This is a genomic window from Trinickia sp. (assembly GCF_036503415.1).
Classification (GTDB): domain Bacteria; phylum Pseudomonadota; class Gammaproteobacteria; order Burkholderiales; family Burkholderiaceae; genus Trinickia.
Genome location: NZ_DASXWY010000159.1, coordinates 13904 through 30614, shown reverse-complemented (window position 1 = coordinate 30614; position 16711 = coordinate 13904). Strand labels below are relative to the sequence as shown.

Annotated in this window: 18 protein-coding genes; 7 read left to right on the top strand and 11 right to left on the bottom strand. The window is 63.2% G+C overall.

Going from position 1 to position 16711, the window contains the following annotated elements; translation table 11 throughout:
• Positions 1 to 39 precede the first annotated feature (39 nt).
• From tadA to VGL01_RS19255, 5 genes are all read right to left on the bottom strand, one after another.
• A complete protein-coding gene (gene tadA / locus VGL01_RS19275; protein WP_331572150.1) occupies positions 40 to 669 on the bottom strand; it encodes a tRNA adenosine(34) deaminase TadA in 630 nt (209 codons plus the stop codon).
• Positions 666 to 1082 (bottom strand): DnaJ family domain-containing protein, encoded by a 417-nt coding sequence (locus tag VGL01_RS19270; RefSeq protein WP_331572148.1) that lies wholly within the window; start codon positions 1080 to 1082, stop codon positions 666 to 668. Before VGL01_RS19270 ends, tadA begins: the two co-directional genes overlap by 4 nt.
• A 124-nt stretch (positions 1083 to 1206) precedes the next feature.
• The gene (locus VGL01_RS19265) at positions 1207 to 1473 is read right to left on the bottom strand and encodes a hypothetical protein (RefSeq protein WP_173258101.1); all 267 of its coding nucleotides are present in this window, start codon (positions 1471 to 1473) and stop codon (positions 1207 to 1209) included.
• A 208-nt stretch (positions 1474 to 1681) separates the two neighbouring features.
• Positions 1682 to 1912 carry a hypothetical protein gene (locus tag VGL01_RS19260; protein ID WP_331572146.1) on the bottom strand — a complete coding sequence of 77 codons (231 nt, stop codon included), beginning with the start codon at positions 1910 to 1912 and terminating at the stop codon, positions 1682 to 1684.
• Positions 1913 to 1973: 61 nt separating this feature from the next.
• On the bottom strand, positions 1974 to 2117 hold the full coding sequence (locus VGL01_RS19255) for a hypothetical protein (RefSeq protein WP_331572144.1): 144 nt from the start codon (positions 2115 to 2117) through the stop codon (positions 1974 to 1976).
• A 157-nt stretch (positions 2118 to 2274) separates the two neighbouring features.
• Between VGL01_RS19255 and VGL01_RS19250 the strand changes: the two genes are divergently transcribed.
• Positions 2275 to 3144: a manganese catalase family protein gene (locus tag VGL01_RS19250; RefSeq protein WP_331572142.1), complete on the top strand. Its 870-nt coding sequence runs from the start codon at positions 2275 to 2277 to the stop codon at positions 3142 to 3144.
• A 12-nt stretch (positions 3145 to 3156) separates the two neighbouring features.
• Here VGL01_RS19250 and VGL01_RS19245 read toward each other — a convergent pair whose 3' ends face one another.
• Entirely contained in the window at positions 3157 to 4251 is a 1095-nt protein-coding gene (locus VGL01_RS19245) for a glycosyltransferase family 4 protein (RefSeq protein ID WP_331572140.1), read from the bottom strand.
• Between the two features lie 164 nt (positions 4252 to 4415).
• Between VGL01_RS19245 and VGL01_RS19240 the strand changes: the two genes are divergently transcribed.
• The 3 genes from VGL01_RS19240 to flhC all read left to right on the top strand — a co-directional run bounded on the left by VGL01_RS19240 (position 4416) and on the right by flhC (position 5982).
• Entirely contained in the window at positions 4416 to 4934 is a 519-nt protein-coding gene (locus tag VGL01_RS19240) for a metal-dependent hydrolase (protein WP_331572138.1), read from the top strand.
• 186 nt (positions 4935 to 5120) lie between these two features.
• Positions 5121 to 5438, top strand: a complete 318-nt coding sequence (gene flhD / locus VGL01_RS19235) for a flagellar transcriptional regulator FlhD (protein ID WP_173258091.1) — start codon at positions 5121 to 5123, stop codon at positions 5436 to 5438.
• A 19-nt stretch (positions 5439 to 5457) separates the two neighbouring features.
• Positions 5458 to 5982 carry a flagellar transcriptional regulator FlhC gene (flhC, locus tag VGL01_RS19230; protein WP_173258089.1) on the top strand — a complete coding sequence of 175 codons (525 nt, stop codon included), beginning with the start codon at positions 5458 to 5460 and terminating at the stop codon, positions 5980 to 5982.
• Here flhC and ydiJ read toward each other — a convergent pair.
• The gene (gene ydiJ, locus VGL01_RS19225) at positions 5930 to 9028 is read right to left on the bottom strand and encodes a D-2-hydroxyglutarate dehydrogenase YdiJ (protein WP_331572136.1); all 3099 of its coding nucleotides are present in this window, start codon (positions 9026 to 9028) and stop codon (positions 5930 to 5932) included. The genes flhC and ydiJ overlap by 53 nt on opposite strands.
• Before the next feature lie 143 nt (positions 9029 to 9171).
• On the opposite strand from ydiJ, the gene VGL01_RS19220 reads away from it, so the two are divergent.
• Complete coding sequence (locus tag VGL01_RS19220; protein WP_331572134.1) at positions 9172 to 10059, top strand: LysR substrate-binding domain-containing protein; 888 nt, start codon at positions 9172 to 9174, stop codon at positions 10057 to 10059.
• 18 nt (positions 10060 to 10077) lie between these two features.
• Here the strand turns inward: VGL01_RS19220 and VGL01_RS19215 are convergent, their stop codons facing one another.
• The 4 genes from VGL01_RS19215 to VGL01_RS19200 form a co-directional block, all read right to left on the bottom strand.
• On the bottom strand, positions 10078 to 10965 hold the full coding sequence (locus VGL01_RS19215; RefSeq protein ID WP_331572329.1) for an amidohydrolase: 888 nt from the start codon (positions 10963 to 10965) through the stop codon (positions 10078 to 10080).
• A 94-nt stretch (positions 10966 to 11059) separates the two neighbouring features.
• The gene (locus VGL01_RS19210; protein WP_331572132.1) at positions 11060 to 12088 is read right to left on the bottom strand and encodes a substrate-binding domain-containing protein; all 1029 of its coding nucleotides are present in this window, start codon (positions 12086 to 12088) and stop codon (positions 11060 to 11062) included.
• A 26-nt stretch (positions 12089 to 12114) separates the two neighbouring features.
• Positions 12115 to 13044 (bottom strand): ABC transporter permease, encoded by a 930-nt coding sequence (locus VGL01_RS19205; RefSeq protein ID WP_331572130.1) that lies wholly within the window; start codon positions 13042 to 13044, stop codon positions 12115 to 12117.
• A 119-nt stretch (positions 13045 to 13163) separates the two neighbouring features.
• Positions 13164 to 14684 carry a sugar ABC transporter ATP-binding protein gene (locus VGL01_RS19200; RefSeq protein WP_331572128.1) on the bottom strand — a complete coding sequence of 507 codons (1521 nt, stop codon included), beginning with the start codon at positions 14682 to 14684 and terminating at the stop codon, positions 13164 to 13166.
• Between the two features lie 206 nt (positions 14685 to 14890).
• Here VGL01_RS19200 and VGL01_RS19195 point away from each other — a divergent pair, with 206 nt between their 5' ends.
• Positions 14891 to 15775, top strand: a complete 885-nt coding sequence (locus VGL01_RS19195) for a LysR substrate-binding domain-containing protein (RefSeq protein WP_331572127.1) — start codon at positions 14891 to 14893, stop codon at positions 15773 to 15775.
• A 152-nt stretch (positions 15776 to 15927) separates the two neighbouring features.
• A complete protein-coding gene (locus VGL01_RS19190; RefSeq protein ID WP_331572125.1) occupies positions 15928 to 16677 on the top strand; it encodes a glucose 1-dehydrogenase in 750 nt (249 codons plus the stop codon).
• Positions 16678 to 16711: the final 34 nt, after the last annotated feature.

Sequence of the window (16711 nt, the reverse complement as noted above, 5' to 3'; positions counted from 1 at the left end):
ATTTCGAAACGGGTGAACGTGTCGCCTCGCCAATGTTACTCACACGGGCTGACGGGGCATGCAGGCCTGCTCATCGGCGGTATCGGCGGCACCAGCCGCACCAGCGGCATGCGCGGTTGCCGCGGCACGCGCGGCGCGAATCGCCCCGCGCCGATGCGCAAAAAATGACTTCAGCGCGTCGCTGCACTCGGTTTCGAGCACGCCGCCACTAACCTGGGTGTGGTGGTTGAGCTGGGAATTGGCGAAGGCATCGACGACACTGCCGCACGCCCCCGTCTTCGGATCGTGCGCGCCGAACACGACGCGAGCGATCCGCGCATGCATGATGGCGCCCGCGCACATGAGACACGGCTCGAGCGTCACATACAGCTCGCAGCCGGGTAGCCGATAGTTTTGCAGCGTTTGGGCGGCCGCGCGCAACGCAACCATTTCGGCATGAGCCGACGGGTCGTGAGCGCCGATGGGATGATTGAAGCCGGTTGCGAGCACGCGTTCGCCTTGCACCAGCACCGCGCCGACCGGCACTTCACCCGCTGCGCGCGCGGACTCGGCGGCTTGCAGCGCTTGTGCCATGTAACGGCGATCACGCTCCGTTGCGGCCTGCGCATTGGCGCTCGCACCGTTCTGCTCGGAACCGGGCGCAACGGAGCGCGTATCGCGTTCGTTCACGAAAGCCCAACCTGCTGCGGCTGGGCCGCATCTTGCGCGTCGCTCTGAACGCGCTCGGAGAGCCGCTCGGCAATACGGCGGCAGTATTCGCGCGGCACGACCGTTGGCTCGCCGCGCAGCGATTCCAGTGCCATATCGAGGGCGAGCAGCTTGGCCTGTAGGCGGCAACGCGCCGCCTGGTCGCCCGCGGCGTTCAGTTCGTCTTGCAGATGACGCAGCGAGCGCAGTTGCTCCACGGCCGGCGGCACGAAACCCGCGTTCTTCAGTATACGATTGGCGACGCGCACTTCCTCGGGCACGAGCAAGTCGTCGTCGAGTTCCTGCGGCGCTCCGGCGCCGGGCAAATCGTCGAACTCCCCACGCGCTGCTGCGGCGGCGATGCGCTGTTCGACCAAAGCATCAAGCAATTTCATCTGCGATCCACTACATGGCGGCGCGGGCATTTTAGCAGGCCGCAGCCGGGCGTCGCCGATTCGGCGCTAGACGCCGTCCTCGGGGGGTCGGACCGACGGCCGATGCTTGCCAATCGGCGCCGCGCTACATGCCGATCTTCGCTCGTAGTTCCCGGGCCGTCTCGAGCAATCCTTCGTAGCCTGCCCGGCTGTGCTCGGGGAGGTCGGGATCGCCCACGAGCGCGCCAAGCGTCTCGATCAAGCTGTATACGATGCCTTTTGCGGCGCTGACGGCGATGTTACCGGTGCTGAGCTGCTTGTCGACGTGACTGAGCGCCGATTCGAACTCGCCTAGTTCGAGCGGTTTGGAGGGTCGGTCTTCGCTGGGTTTGTTCGACGGATCGGACATCATGACGGTCATTTCCTCACATTCGGCGGGTCCTGCGCCGGCCGCCGTGCTCCGCAAACGCACCGCCGGTCGAGACCCCGTGCGGTTCTTATATACCCGCTGCGCGCTTACGTCCACCCGGTGTGCTTGCGCCGCCGCACGCAAAATCCGCGAAAGGTCGTGTAACAGGTAGCGAGCACTGGGCAAATCACCCGCCAAGATTCGGCTTCGATCAACGCCTCGAACGCTTCGCCGTCGCAAGATGCGCATTGACGCGGATCGGCGGGCCATCGTCGCGGTACGGCGGCTGCGGCACGAACGTATCGATGACGCCCGGCCGGAATACCGCGCACCCGCGTTTTCGCGCACGATAGTCGACGATGCGAATCAACTCATCGATCGATCCGTAGCCCAGCTCATAGCCCGCGTCGCGCGCGTCGTCGATTGCGCGGGTCAGGTTCATCCGAAGCACGGGATCGCCGTGCACGAGATGCGACAGGTCGCGAACCACGCTTGCGTAGTGATCATGCCTGCCCCGCGCGTTCGGCCCTTGCCCGCGCCCGCGCGGCAATCTCGCAGCGAAACGCCGCGGTGCGTTCTTCCCGCGCCGGCATCCAACTGCCGAGACGGCGCCGCTCTTTCAATGGTCCTTGTCGATGGTCGCTCATGGCGCCCTCCTTTGCGCCTGCACCCAGCAATTTGCCTGCCACACCGGCAATGAGCCGACGTGGGCCGGCGGGAATAGCCGTTGCGTATCCGGATAGGCCGAGCGGGCACCGATACCTGGCCGGAGGCATCCATTCTCGTCTTCTCGAAGGAGTTCCCATGTTCATTCACAACAAGCGTCTGCAATACACCGTGCGCGTCGGCGCGACCGACCCCGGTCTCGCCAATCTGCTGCTCGAACAATTCGGCGGGCCGCAGGGCGAGCTCGCCGCCGCCATGCGCTATTTCACGCAAGCCGTTGGCGAAGAGGATTCGGGGCGCAAGGATATGCTTTATGACATCGCGACCGAAGAGCTGAGCCACCTCGAGATCATCGGTTCGATCGTCGCGATGCTGAACCGCGGTGCGAAAGGCGAGCTCGCCGAGAACATCGATGCGCAAGCCGAGAGCTATCGCAAGCTCCACGGCGCCGGCAATGACAGCCACGTGACGCAACTGCTTTACGGCGGGGGTCCGGCGCTCACGAATTCGGGCGGCGTGCCCTGGAGTGCGGCCTACATCGACACGATCGGAGAACCGACCGCCGATCTGCGCTCCAACATTGCCGCCGAGGCGCGCGCAAAAATTATCTATGAACGCCTCATGAACGTGACCGACGACCCGGGCGTGCGCGATGCTCTGGGCTTTCTCATGACGCGCGAAGTGTCGCATCAGAAGTCGTTCGAGAAAGCGCTGTATTCGATCACGGGCAATTTCCCGCCGGGAAAACGTCCGCCCTCGAGCGAGTTCGCGCAGGTCTACTACAAGATGTCGCAAGGCGACGCGCCTATCGAAGGCCCGTGGAATCGGGGCGATGGCCTGCGGCTCGTCGCCAATCCGCCCGCGGCAGCGGATGGGGGCGATGGCAAGGCATCGGTCGTCCTGTCCAATGCGGAGCGTACGGCGCTCGAGGCCATGGCGCAGCGCCAGCAGTCAGACCGCACCGTGGATCCCACCACGGGCGCGGAACTCGGTAGCCAGAAAAAATAACCGGAGGCCCGCCTATCCGGCGGGCCGCCTCATCACCCTGGCTCCGGCGTAATAGGGGCTCGCGGGAGTGTAAGGCTGCCGGGCGAGCAGGCTTTCATAGACGCTCAGATAATCGCCGGTCATCCGCTGTGCCGTGAAACGCTCGTCGAATACGCGACGGCACGTGCGGCGGTCGATGTCGCCTATCGCGTGAACGGCAGCGACGGCGCTTTCGACGTCGTCGACCACGCGGCCGTTCAGGCCGTCTTCGACAATCTCCGGTATGGCACCGCGACGGAACGCGATCGTAGGCGTGCCGCAGGCCATCGCCTCGACGATCACAAGACCGAACGGCTCCTCCCAATCGATCGGCATCAGCAGCGCGCGGGCATTGGAAAGCAGACGGGCCCGCGCTTCGCCACCGACTTCGCCGAGGAATTCGACATGGCGGCGATGTCGTGCGATGAGCGGTTCGATCGTCTCGTGGAAATAGGCTCGCTCGCCTTCGTGAACCACCGCGGCGATTTTGAGCGGGACGTCCGCACGACAGGCGATCTCGATTGCCAGATCGGGACGCTTGCCGGGCGTTATCCGGCCCATGAACAGCAGATACTCACCAGCACGCTCCGCATACGGCAGTTCGTCGGGCGGTATGCCGTGGTGGACCGTGCGCTGCCAGCGAGCCCAGGGCAACGGAGTGCGCTGCGAACGCGAAATGGAGACCAGCGGAACGTCGGCAAAGGTACGCAGCAGCGGGCCATGGTCGTTGGGCAACAGTAAGCCGTGCAGCGTCGTGATATGGCGGCAAGGCAGATAACGCGCGAGCGGAAAGTGCAGCGGCTCGCCATGAAAATGCACGATATCGAAATCGTGCGCGCGCCGGGCCAATTGCCCGAGTTGATGAAGATGGTGAGCCTGCGTATCCCAGACATTGCGATCGCGCCACAACGCGCGCTCGCAGCTCGGCACGAGGTGGGCCGACGTGCGCGAGTCGCCGCTCGCGAAAAGGGTCACATCGTGGCCGCGCGCGACGAGCGCTTCGGTCAGGTAATGGACGATGCGCTCGGTCGCGCCATATGCGTGAGGGGGGACGCTTTCGTACAACGGCGCGATCTGGGCGATACGCATGATAGGGACTCCGGCGGCGGCATGCAGGCGGCCGCGCATCGAGCATGCCTGCGCCGGCGGTTGGCACCTCCGCTTTTGGTGGCATCCCGGCGCGCAGCCGTCGACGGCTGCGCCCCATCCGTGATAGCGTCCCATTCCTTTTGGCTTCCGAGCAGGTCCTCGTTATGGCATCTCGCAGTGCGCACCATCTGACCGGTTGGGCAGCAGGTGTGATCGCAGCGGTGCTCGTCGCGCAAGCGGGCGCGGCGGGCCCCTGGTATATCGGCAGCTTGGCCGCGTGCCTGGCGGGCGTCGCAGGCGGCACCGCGCCCGATTGGCTCGAAATCGCGTGGTGGAGCCGCAGCCGGCGGCTTTGGATCACGCATCGCACCGCCACGCATTGGGGGGTCGGATGGATTGCCGCCCTCCTCCTGGCCTATCGCTCGCTGGGCCATGCACATCCCGTCGCCGCGCCGCTGTTCGGGTTCGCGTGCGGCGGCCTCATGCATCTCGTTGCGGACTGGCCCAATCCGCTCGGCGTGCCTTGGATATTCAGGCGCCATTCGCTGAACTGGTGGAAGAGCGGGCGCTGCGATCTGCTCGTGGTCGCACTGGCGTGGGCGGCAGCCTGTTGGGTCGCCCGGCCGCTCCTGGCCGCGCCCGTGGGACATCTGGCGCATGGACTGCGCGTGCTCGCGCACTGAGCAGCGGCCCACGTAGGAAAACGCCGACAGCGGGCGTAGTCCGGACGACAGAATCTTCCGCCGTGGCTGATTGGTAGCGCGAACGATCTGAACAATACTTCCGTTCACCGCACGCACGGCCCGAAGGTCCCTCGAAGCAGTGCAGGCAAATGTCGTGCGACCCGCCCCCCGCTGAAGAGGCAAACAGTGAACGATCGCGAAACGCTCGAATCGATGCGCGAATTCAACATCTCGTATCTGATGCTCGCGCAGCACATGCTCAACGATGATTTCGCCGAGGGCATGTTTCGGCTGGGCTTGTCGGCGCAGATGGCCAACCTGATCCAGATGCTGTCGCCTTCACAAACGGTCAGGCTTGCCCAGAGCGAAGACCTGGTCTGCGACATCCGGTTCGATGACGCCGCGATGCTCTCGGCTCTGGCAACGACCGATACCGGCCGCGATCTGAGCGCGATGCATGCTGCCATTTTGCTGGCCGCACAGCCTGCCAGGCAATTCAGCTGACCGACCAACGGAGCACGCCATGCCGAAGATGAGCCTGATCGAAGAAGCGCGGGAAGTGTCGCGCGCCGTCGCGTTGATTGAGCTGGGCGCCCGCATGCAGGTGCTCGAATCGGAACTGACGCTCTCGCGCGACCGACTGATTCGCATTTATCGCGAGGTCAAGGACGAGTCGCCGCCGAAGGGCATGCTGCCCTCCTCTGCCGATTGGTATATGACATGGCAGGCCAACATTCATTCGTCGCTCTTCTACCACACGTACACCTTTCTTAGAAACGAAGCGAGCTGTTCGCACGTCGATGCGCTCACCAAGGGTTACCGCCTCTACCGCGAGCATTGCACGCGCGGCGGACTCGATGTGCATCTCGACTTGACGCGCGCCTGGACGCTCGTACGCTTTTTCAAAGGCGGCATCCTCGATATGCATCCCTGCTGCCGGTGCAAAGGCAAGTTCGTCTCCTATAAGCACGATCTGCCCCGCGCCCGCGCGTGCGTCATGTGCCAGCCGCCGTCACGCGCCGGGAAGAAGTCGAAGACGCTGAATTGAGCACGCTCGGTCCGGCGTCGAGCAATCGGAGCAACACTTGCAGCGGATGCGTCAGCTCCGCTGCGTCAACCGCCTTCACCTGGCAGCGGCAGGAATAGCCGGACGCCATCAGTCTGCCGCCTGCCGCGTGCCGCGCCACGGCGGGCCCCCAACTCATGGCGTAAATCGTCTCCGAGGTCGCGCGGTTGCGCGCCTCATGGCCGTAGGTGCCGGACATTCCACAGCAACCCGTCGACAACACATTCAACCGGGCGCCGAAAACCGCGAAAACCCGCTTCCAGTCATCCATCGCATTCGCCGCGTTCGTGCGCTCGGTGCAATGCGCAAGCAGCACGTAGGCCTCGCCATCCTGCGCGACAGCGCGAGTCCCGGATCCGAGCGCTTCGGCTAACCACTCCTGCAGCAGATGGACCCGGGGCACGCTCGCTTCGCCCAGGGCCTCCTTGTACTCCGAGCGATACACCAACGTCATCGCCGGATCGATACCGACCAGCGGCGCTCCCGCCGTTTCGAGGCGCTCGAGCATTTGAACGTTTCGTTGCGCGGTACGGCGGAACCGGTCGAGAAACCCGTGCACATGCAAAGGCTTCCCGTTCGGTAATAGCGGCGCCAACAGCGGATGAAAGCCGAGCTTCGCCATGAGGCGCAATGCGTCGACGACGAGCCCCGTTTCGAAATGACTGGTGAACGTGTCCTGCACGACGACGACAGTCCGCAGCCCACGGGCTTGCGCGGCTGCGATGCGCTCGGGCGTTGCCGTCGCGAAGCCGCCGCGCCTCGCCTCGGCGGCCAGATCGACACCGCTCAGCGTTGGAATGCCGACGAGGCCGATACCACGCAGCGACCATTGGCCCGCGGAGCTGGCCAGGATCGCATTCACGAGCCGAGCAACCTTGGCCATCCAGGGCAACGCCGGTTCTAGACAGGCGAGCACCCAGTCTCTGGCCGGGCGCAGGTAGCGCGTGTGGTAGGCGGCCAGAAATTTGGCGCGAAACGCGGGCACGTCGACCTTGACGGGACATTGGCCCGCGCAGGACTTGCAGGCCAGGCAGGTATCCATCGCCTCTTTGACCTCATGCGAGAAGTCGTACTCGCCCCGGCGGAACGCACGCGTGTTGCGGATTTTTTGCGGCAGCGAGGCGATGCGCCGCAAATTGCCGGGCACGCGCCCATCGAGATGATGTGCCTGTCCGCGCTCGCTGATCAAATAGAGCCATTCACGCAACAGCGATGCGCGGCCCTTCGGGGAAAAACGGCGATCGCGCAGCGCTTTCCAGGAAGGACACATTGCGTCGTCGGGCGAGAAATTGAAACAGGCCCCGTTGCCGTTGCAATGCAGCGCATCCGGGAAAGAGCGGCGCAATACAAGCGGTATGACGCGGTCGCGTTGCCCTCGCGTCGGGACTTCATCGAGACGCGTCAGCGCCTGTCCCGGCGGGGTCGCGATCTTGCCCGGATTGAGCTGGTTGCGCGGATCGAACGCGGCCTTGATCTGCTGCAGCCGCGAATACAGCGGGCCGAAGAACGCCGGCGCATATTCCGAACGCAAGCCCTTGCCATGCTCGCCCCACAGTACGCCGCCATATTTCCGAGTCAACGCCACCACGTCGTCGGTAATCGCACGTATCAGGCCCTCCTGCGCGGGGTCCTTCATATCGATAACCGGACGCACGTGCAGGACGCCCGCATCGGCGTGCCCGAACATCCCGTAGACGAGTCCCCTGCGGTCGAGCAGCGCGCGGAACTCGGCGATGTAGTCGGCGAGGTGCTCGGGAGGCACCGCGGTGTCCTCCACGAACGGAATCGGGCGCGCCTCGCCTCGAAGGCGCCCCAACAGGCCGACCGCGCGCTTGCGCATGGCCCAGATTTTCCCCACTTCAGCATGGCCGTTCGCGACCGCATGGCCCAACACGCCGCGCGCGTCGTCCGAACCGCCCAGTAAAGCAACGCCCGCGCTGAGCGTCGCTTCGAGCGTATCGAGATCGTGGGCGGTGAACTCGACCAGATTCACCGCTTCAAGCGGCGCGGCGGCATCGGGAAAGAACCGTCGGATTGCCGGCCAGGTGTTGTCTTCGCGAGCCAGACGCAGCACGACCGAATCGATGGTCTCGATCGAGGCCGCATCGATCTTCAAGAGCCGCGGCGCATCGCGCAGCGCCGCATCGAAGCTGGCGTAGCCCACCACGATCAGCGCCGTAAACTTCGGAATGGGGAGCAAGTTGACCTTGGCTTCGCAGACGAGGCCGAGACTGCCCTCCGAACCGCAGAGAATGCTGTTCAGATCGAACCGGCCGCGGCTATCGCGAATGTGAGCCAGATCGTATCCGGTCAGGCTGCGATTCAGCGTCGGAAAGTGCTGTTGAATCAGTGCGGCATCGCGCTTCTGGATGTCGTCCACCGTTCGATGCACGCATCCGACCAGATCGTCGCGCGCGCTGATGTCCGCCAGCGTTTCGTCGTCGATCGAAGCGGAAGTCCAGACGGTCCCGTCGGTCAGCACGGTGACCAGTTCGAGCACATGATCGCGCGTCTTGCCGTACCGGCATGAGCCCTGCCCGCTCGCGTCGGTGTTGATCATGCCGCCGAGGGTGGCTCGGTTCGACGTCGAAAGCTCGGGCGCGAAAAAAAGGCCGTGCGGCTCCAGCGCCGCTTCCAACTGGTCTTTGACGACGCCGGCTTCGACTCGCGCCCAGCGCTCTTCGACGTTGATCTCGAGAATGCGATTCATGTGGCGCGACAGGTCGACCACCACACCATCGCCGAGCGATTGCCCGTTCGTCCCCGTGCCGCCGCCCCGCGGGAAAAGACGCAGCGCGTGAAAACGCGGATTCGACGCGAGGCGCGCGATCCTGACCAGATCCTCTCGGGTCGCCGGAAACACGACGAGCGCAGGGAGTATCTGATAGACCGAGTTATCCGTGGCCAGCGCGGCGCGACTGCCGTAGCTGTCGCGGATGTCTCCCTCGAAGCCGTGCATCCGCAGCTCCGTTGCAAAGTCCAGATAGAGGCTGCCGCTCTGGGGCAGGCGATCGAGACGCGGAATCATGGGGCTCCCGAAGACCGTCGGCCGGCATCGCACAGCATCGTCGACGCGTCGAACGACGGCATATAAGTCATGGATCCCAAGTCTAGATTGCTTCCAGCACCGGAAAAAGTGTATTGTCTTGCGGTCTTACATGAGTTTTATGAATGAATCCGCGCACGTTGACTCCATCGATGTCTCTGCTGCTGGCGTTCGAGGCTTCGGCCCGGCACCAAAGCTATACGCGGGCGGCGGAAGAACTCTCGTTGACGCAAAGTGGCGTCAGCCGCCAGGTACAGGCCCTCGAGGCGCTGCTCGATGTCCGGCTTTTTCTACGCAAGGGGCGCCGGATCGTATTGACCGATGCTGGCCGGATGTATATGCGCGAGGTGGGCGCGGCGATTGCGTCGATACGCAACGCGACGTTGCAGGCCATTGCGTATCGGTCGGGCGGCGGGAACCTGAACCTCGCGGTGCTGCCCACCTTCGGCGCGCGCTGGCTGATGCCGCGCCTGCATTCGTTTTATGCAGCCCATCCCAGCGTCGTCGTCAATATGCATTCGAGAATCGGCCAGCTCGATCTGGAAACGGCGGGCATGGATGCCGTGATCGGCGTCAGCGATAACGACCTGCCGGGGCTGACCTCTCACTGCCTGCTCGAAGAAGAGCTCGCGCTTATCGCCAGTCCCGATCTGCTACGGCGGCACCCGATCAAATCGGCCCGGGACGTCGATTCGCTGTTGCTGCTGCGCGTCGCCACCCGGCCGAACATCTGGCGCGAATGGTTCGATGCATGCAAGGTCCGGGGACGCACCCTGCGCCCCGGGCCCATCTTCGAATTGACCTCGCATTTGATTCAGGCAGTCGCAACGGGCATCGGAGTCGGCCTCGTGGCCCGATGCCTCATCGAAGATGAGCTCGAGTCAGGAAAACTCGTTGTGCCGTTCGATTCGCCCTACTCAAGTGGGATGCGCTATTACTTCGCCTATCCCGCCCATAAATCGGAGCTGCCGTCCGTCGCAGCGTTTCGCGATTGGCTGTTGGCCTGCCGGTAAGACCGCTCGACGCCGGGCTCAAAGACGGTACACACGGGCGGCGTTGTCGTGGAAGAGCGCGGCGCGCTCCGCCGCTGAAAAGTCGCGTGTAATCGACTTGAAGGCATCAAAGAGATCATCGTAGCTGCTGAACAGCTTGTCGACCGGGAAGTTCGACGCAAACATGCAACGCTCGACGCCGAATGCGTCCAGCGCGTCGAGCACGAACGGGCGAATGCTCTCCACGGTCCACTTCCAGTCGCCCATACCCAACCCCGAAATTTTGCAAGCAACGTTCGGCGCGCCCGCCAGCGTCCTCATCGCCTTTTTCCACGCCCCGATTTCCTCCGGCGCGCGATCTACCGGCATTCCGGTGTGATTGAGCACGATCTGCGTATCAGGGAAATCGCGCGCGAGCGCGCTCGCCTCTTCCATCTGCGTGTAATAAAGCTGCAAATCGAATGAGAGCCCATATTGCCTCAGCAAACCGTACCCGCGGCGCCACTGGCTGTCGCTCATCAAATGCGGGTGGTCGATAAAGGTCTTGACCGGATCGCGATGAAAATTCAGGCATTGGCGAATGCCCTTGACGTTGGGGAATGCGCAGTGTGCCTCGATGATCGATTCGACATCGCGCGACGCAAGGTCCGCGAATCCAACGATACCGTGCGGGTATCCATGCTTGTCGGCTACGCTTTGCAACCAGCGCGTTTCGGCAACGGGGTCGTTGTGATCGTATTCCACTTGCAGATGAACGGATTTGACGACGTTCTGATTCCGGATATCGTCGAGAAAATCCTCGATCAGGTAGTCTCGGCGAATCGCGGAATAGTCGCCGAAAACACGTTCGAGCATCGGTCCCTGCAACCAAGGATAGCGGCCGGTTTTGAGATCGTAGAGATGGTGATGCGGATCGATGATGGGCAGATTGTCCATGGCGTTTTCCGAGCCGAATGTCGTTTAAGGAAAGCGCGCCCGCCAGGCATCGCGCGGCGGGCACGCCCACTTGCTTCAGTTCGCGTTAGTAGTTCCCCGCGGACGGCGGGTACACGCGCTTCACCGTCGCTCGCGCCTCGGGACTGTCGATCGTCTCGCGCGTCACAAGCGGTTCCTTGAGCGCAAGGTCCTGCGTGGTCGGTTTGTGGTTGAGCGCGTTGAATACCTGACTGGTCGCATCGATACCTTGGCCCACGGCCTCCTGCAGGAATATTCCCTGAATCGCGCCGTCGCGCAGCAGGCGGATCGTGGTCGGGCTGCCGTCGGCCGTCACGACGGCGACCTTACCGGTGAGGCCGCGCGTTTGCAAGGCCTTGGCGGCGCCGGTCGCCGCTTCGTCGTACATGCCGTAGATCGCCTTCACGTCGGGGTGCGCAGTGAGGATATCGTTGGCCTGGGCTACCGCCTCGTTGACGGTCAGGCCATGCGTCTCAAGCACCTGTACCAGTTCGCATCCATCGCTCTTGAACGATTGCTGCGCGCCCTTCATGTATTTCTGCGCGTTCTCGCGATCCTGTGGCAGCGACAGCATGGCCACCTTATTGCCGCCGCGTTCCTTTGCGAGCTTGCATACGTATGCGCCCTCGGCCTTTCCGGTTTCGTAGTTGTTTGCGGTGACCGCCGATGTGTAGTCGGTCTGCCCTGACTGCGGCCCGATGCCGGCAAATGCGACGGGCACCGATTGAGATTTGAGCAAACGCAGCACGGGCGGCGTACTGGTGGAGCTAACCGGGCCCATCACGATCGCGCTCACGCCGCGCGTCAATGCAGTGCGCACATTGTCCATCTGCTTTGCGGGAGAGTTTTCCGAGGTGAACTCGACGTAGTTCATGCCCAGTTCCTGCGCACGCTGCTTCACGCCATAGGCCACCCACTGCCAATATGAAATATCGAGCGACGGCGCGATATACGCTACCGTGGGCTTGCTCTGCGCGAGGGCGAGCTGCGGCGTGGCCGACGAGGCAGCGGCAACGGCTGCAGCCAGCATCAGCCGCATGACGAACTTCGGGCCCCGGCCAAACATGTTCGAATTGCGATCGGGTGTAGACATCATGTCTCCTTTTATCGATGTGATTCGGCTTAGCGCCGCGCTTTGGTCACGCGGTCGACGAGGACCGCAATGAGAATGACGATTCCCGTGACGGTGCCCTGCCAGAAGCTGTTGACGCCGATGAGGTTCGCGCCGTTCTGGATGATCGTGATCATCAGCGCGCCGAGTAACGCGCCGATCGCCGAGCCCGTTCCGCCGAACAGGCTTGCGCCGCCGATCACGACCGCCGCGATCGCCTGCAGCATGAGGCTCGATCCCGCCGTTGCCTCGGCGTTGCTGATATACGAAATGCTGAGGATGCCGGCGCACGACGCCAGCAGGCCCGACAGCAAGTAGGCGCAAAGGCGGATGCGGTTGACGGGAATGCCGATCGCTCGTGCCGACGAACTGCTGCTGCCTACCGCATAAAGCCAGCGGCCCGCGACGAGCTTGTTCAGTCCGAGTTCGATGCTCAGAAGCAGCAACACACACCAAAGCGCATAGTTCGGAATCCCGGGAACGATAGTTCCCGAATTCAGCAGCCAGTAATTCGGGTCGGAGATGGGCAACGAATGGCCGTCCGTGACGATGAACGACAAGCTGCCCGCGATCGCATAAGTACTCAACGTCACAACGAACGGCGCGAGCCCGACGAACGTCACCAGTGCGCCGTTGACGGCGCCGACGATCAGTCCGATACCGAGTCCCGCGAGAGAACTCACGAGGGCGCCGCAACCGTGCGCCATGGCGAGCCCCGTGACCATTCCGGTCAACGAGAACACCGAGCCCACGGACAGATCGATGCCGCCTGTGATGATCACCAGCAGCACGCCGAACGACATGATCGCGAGCGGTGCGGCCGCTTGCGTGACGTTGGCGAGGTTACCGACCGACAGCGCCGCCGGCACGATCATGCCGACCGCGAGTTCGATGACCACGATGGCGATCGCTATCGCGATTTCCGTTCGGTAACTCGACACGATCCGTCGCCTCGTTTTCGAAGGCGGTTCGCGTTCGGCCGAGATCGCTTGTGGCAGCGTCTTCATAATGTCTCCTGAGTGGAAATGATGCGCTCGCGGTTTGCTCGCGGTTCGCTCGCTCAGGCAGCCATGCCTGTTGCGTCGGCGAGCGTCGATTCGTCGATGTCGGCGTGCTCGAGCACCTTGGTCGGCTGTCCGTTCAGATCGAAAGCGAGCACCACGTCGCACAGTTCGACGAGCTCGACATATTCGGTAGACCACCAGACGACAGCGCAGCCGCGTTCCGCCAATCGGCGGACCAGCCCATAGATTTCTCGCTTGGTGCGAATGTCCACGCCGCGCGTGGGCTCGTCGAGCACCAGCAGTGTGGGATTGAGCATCAGCCAGCGGGCGACGAGCAGCTTTTGCTGTGTGCCGCCGCTCAGTGTTGCGGGCAGGTCCCAAAGCGAGCCCGCGCGAATATTCAACGTTTCGAGCAGTTGCGCGCCGTGGGCCGCCTCCGCACGCCGTGCGAAAGACCGGCCGCGAACGACGCGCTCCGCTGCGCTCAGATTGTCGACGATGGGCAGGCTATGCAGGATGCCCCTGTCTGCGCGGTCTCCCGAAATGAAGCCGACGCCGTCCCGCGCGGCCGCGGACGTGCTTGCATAGTGCAGCGGCTTGCCCGCGCGCAACAGCTCCCATTCGCCAGGCGCCGCAAGCCCGGCCAACGCATCGATAAGACGCGCCGGGCCAGCCGGCGCTCCGGCGAGGCCCACGATCGTACCGGGGTAGACATCCAGGCGAACATCCGCCCTTCTCAGACTCAGCAGCGGAACACCGGCACCAGTGCTCGCAACGGTGCGCGATGCACTGGGATGCGAAGCACGCTGGGTCGAGTCTTTTGCTGGCCCGTCCGTTGTCATGAACTGGCCCATCGATTCCACAATGTCGCGATCGCTGATCGATGTGAGCTTCGCGCGGTCGACGGCCGTCTTGCCATCGCGAATGATGGTGCAGACATCGGCAACCTGCCGGATCTCACGCATGCGGTGCGAGACGAACAACACAGCGAGTCCCGTCTCGGCAATGAGGCGACGCACCACCGAAAAAAGCCGCGCCGTCTCCGCGGCCGTCAAGTTCGCCGTGGGTTCGTCGAGCAGCAGCAGTTTCGCGCCCGAGCTCAGTGCCCGCGCGATTTCGACGAGTTGGCGCTCGTGCAGCGTCAGATCGCCGACGAGACGATCGACCGACTCATGAGCGAATTGTGGATCGATGAGCGATAACGCATCGGTGGCCATCGCTCTCGCGATGCGTTCGCTGTATGTGCGCGCGCCGCGCCGAAGCCGCGGCAACGCAATGTTTTCCGCGACGGAAAGATGCGGCAACAAGGCCAGTTCCTGATTGACGACCGCAATGGCGCCCGGATCGACATCCGCCGTGATGGAGGTTCCAATGGGTCTACCCTCGAACTCGATAGCGCCGTTGTCGCGCTGATGTTGCCCGGAGACGATCTTGATGAAAGTCGACTTGCCGGCGCCGTTGCCGCCGAGGAATGCGTGGACCTCGCCGCGCGCGACCGACAGGTCGAATCCGCGCAACACAGTCGTCGGTCCAAAGCGCTTCTCGATCGAACGCGCGGACAACAAGTATTCCGACATGCGTGTCTCCGTAACTTCTCGTGTTTTTACTGCGCCGCATCGTGCAACATCCCGGAGCGCGCTATATTCGTCGTAACTGCCACTTCGGCAACTCATCTTCAGGGATTGCACGCTGCCTGCTTCGCGCAAAGTGTTTCCAGCATGGCAGTGCCCGCGCTTCCCGGACAAGGCGGTTTCGTTCAACTGCGACTGAAAAAAATTTAACTATGCGTATCCCCCCTCTCAAAGCGATCCTCGCGTTCGAAAGCGTCGCGCGCACAGGCAGCGTGAATCGCGCCGCGGAAGAGCTCGGATTGACCGCCTCGGCCGTGAGCCACCAGATAGGCAACCTCGAATCGATGATTGGGCGGGACTTGTTCGTCAGATCGGGACGGGGCTTGGTATTGACCCCTACGGGCAAACGCTATCTGTCCGATGTCACGGGCTCGCTCGCCGATCTGAGCCGCGCAACGGAACGAGCGTCGAACGTCAAGGGGCTGGAAATACTACGGGTGCATTCAAGTCCGAGCTTCGGCCTCATGTGGCTGCTGCCGCGGCTCGCGTCGTTCCAGGAAGCCAACGGCGATATCCAGCTCAATCTCGCCTGCTCGTATGAGAACGTGTCGTTTTCGAATGGCTATTACGACATCGACATCCGGCACGGTTACGGCAATTGGACGAACCTCGAGATCAAGACGCTGCGCGGCGAGTTCATCGCGCCGCTCGCGTCGCCTCGCTATCTCGAACAATACCCGGTCAGCAAGCCTGACGATCTGCTGAACTGCAGGCTGATCTATTCGGAAACGCCGCTCGTGCAATGGAATCAATGGTTCGGCAGAACCGGTGTCTCCGCCGCGCACAAGACCTTCGATTTTTCGTATGACCGTTCATACATGTCGCTCGAGACAGCCGCCATGGGGCTCGGCATCGCACTTGAATCGCTGATGCTCGCCTCCGTGCGCATCAAGGAAGGCGTGCTGGTGCCCGTGTTCGACGAAAGCTTCGCCGTCGAGGTCAGTGCCCATCATCTGGTCTACCCGTCGCAGAACGCGGATTTGCCCCGTGTCGAGCGATTCCTCGCATGGATGGACACTCAGCGCGCCGCCAGCTGATCGCACAGCATGGCGCGGCGATCGCCCGCTGCCGATGATGCGATGCATCATCGCCTCACCTGAATATTTCTCAATCGATGTTGAGCGATACCGCGTTGATGCGTGCGCTCCCAACACCGAAACTCCAGCCATCGTTCAATTGGAGACAAACGATGTTGCTCGAGAACAAGATCGTCATGGTGACCGGCGCCGCATCCCCGCGCGGCATAGGTAAAGCCACCGCCCGTGCGCTCGCGGCGCAAGGCGCGCGAGTCGTCGTGCTCGATTTGCGCGAGGCAGATGCGAAGTCGGCCGCCGCGGAGCTCGGCGAAGGACATCTCGGTTTAGCCTGCAATGTGACCGACAAAGCAGCGTGTGTCGCCGCTGCGCGCGCAACGTTCGAGCACTACGGACGAATCGACGGACTCGTGAACAACGCGGGCATCACCCAGCCGGTGCGCACGTTGGAGATCTCGGCCGAGAATTTCGATGCGATCGTCGACGTGAATCTACGCGGCACGTTGTACATGTCGCAGGCCGTCATCCCCGCGATGAGGGAACAAGGCGGCGGCAGCATCGTCTGCATGTCGTCCGTTTCCGCGCAACGGGGCGGCGGCATCTTTGGCGGCCCCCACTACAGCGCGGCGAAAGCCGGTGTGCTCGGCCTTGCCAAGGCCATGGCACGGGAATTCGGCGCCAACGGCATCCGCGTGAATTCAATCACGCCGGGCCTCATACAAACCGACATAACAGGCGACAAGCTCACGCCCGACATGCGCACGGAAATCATCAAGGGCATTCCGTTGGGCCGGCTCGGCGACGCTGCCGATGTCGCCAATGCCTGCCTTTTTCTGATCAGCGACCTGTCGGGCTACTTGACCGGCATCACGCTCGATGTGAACGGCGGCATGCTGATTCACTGAGCCAAGCCTATATCGAACCGCCGACATCCGGATG

Coding starts and splice junctions, on each gene's coding strand:
- VGL01_RS19270 (WP_331572148.1), bottom strand. CDS start 1,082: ATGAAATTGCTTGATGCTTTGGTCGAACAGCGCATCGCCGCCGCAGCA.
- VGL01_RS19260 (WP_331572146.1), bottom strand. CDS start 1,912: ATGAACCTGACCCGCGCAATCGACGACGCGCGCGACGCGGGCTATGAG.
- flhC (WP_173258089.1), top strand. CDS start 5,458: ATGCCGAAGATGAGCCTGATCGAAGAAGCGCGGGAAGTGTCGCGCGCC.
- ydiJ (WP_331572136.1), bottom strand. CDS start 9,028: ATGATTCCGCGTCTCGATCGCCTGCCCCAGAGCGGCAGCCTCTATCTG.
- VGL01_RS19250 (WP_331572142.1), top strand. CDS start 2,275: ATGTTCATTCACAACAAGCGTCTGCAATACACCGTGCGCGTCGGCGCG.
- VGL01_RS19245 (WP_331572140.1), bottom strand. CDS start 4,251: ATGCGTATCGCCCAGATCGCGCCGTTGTACGAAAGCGTCCCCCCTCAC.
- VGL01_RS19195 (WP_331572127.1), top strand. CDS start 14,891: ATGCGTATCCCCCCTCTCAAAGCGATCCTCGCGTTCGAAAGCGTCGCG.
- VGL01_RS19265 (WP_173258101.1), bottom strand. CDS start 1,473: ATGATGTCCGATCCGTCGAACAAACCCAGCGAAGACCGACCCTCCAAA.
- VGL01_RS19255 (WP_331572144.1), bottom strand. CDS start 2,117: ATGAGCGACCATCGACAAGGACCATTGAAAGAGCGGCGCCGTCTCGGC.
- VGL01_RS19210 (WP_331572132.1), bottom strand. CDS start 12,088: ATGATGTCTACACCCGATCGCAATTCGAACATGTTTGGCCGGGGCCCG.
- VGL01_RS19190 (WP_331572125.1), top strand. CDS start 15,928: ATGTTGCTCGAGAACAAGATCGTCATGGTGACCGGCGCCGCATCCCCG.
- VGL01_RS19220 (WP_331572134.1), top strand. CDS start 9,172: ATGAATCCGCGCACGTTGACTCCATCGATGTCTCTGCTGCTGGCGTTC.
- VGL01_RS19200 (WP_331572128.1), bottom strand. CDS start 14,684: ATGTCGGAATACTTGTTGTCCGCGCGTTCGATCGAGAAGCGCTTTGGA.
- VGL01_RS19240 (WP_331572138.1), top strand. CDS start 4,416: ATGGCATCTCGCAGTGCGCACCATCTGACCGGTTGGGCAGCAGGTGTG.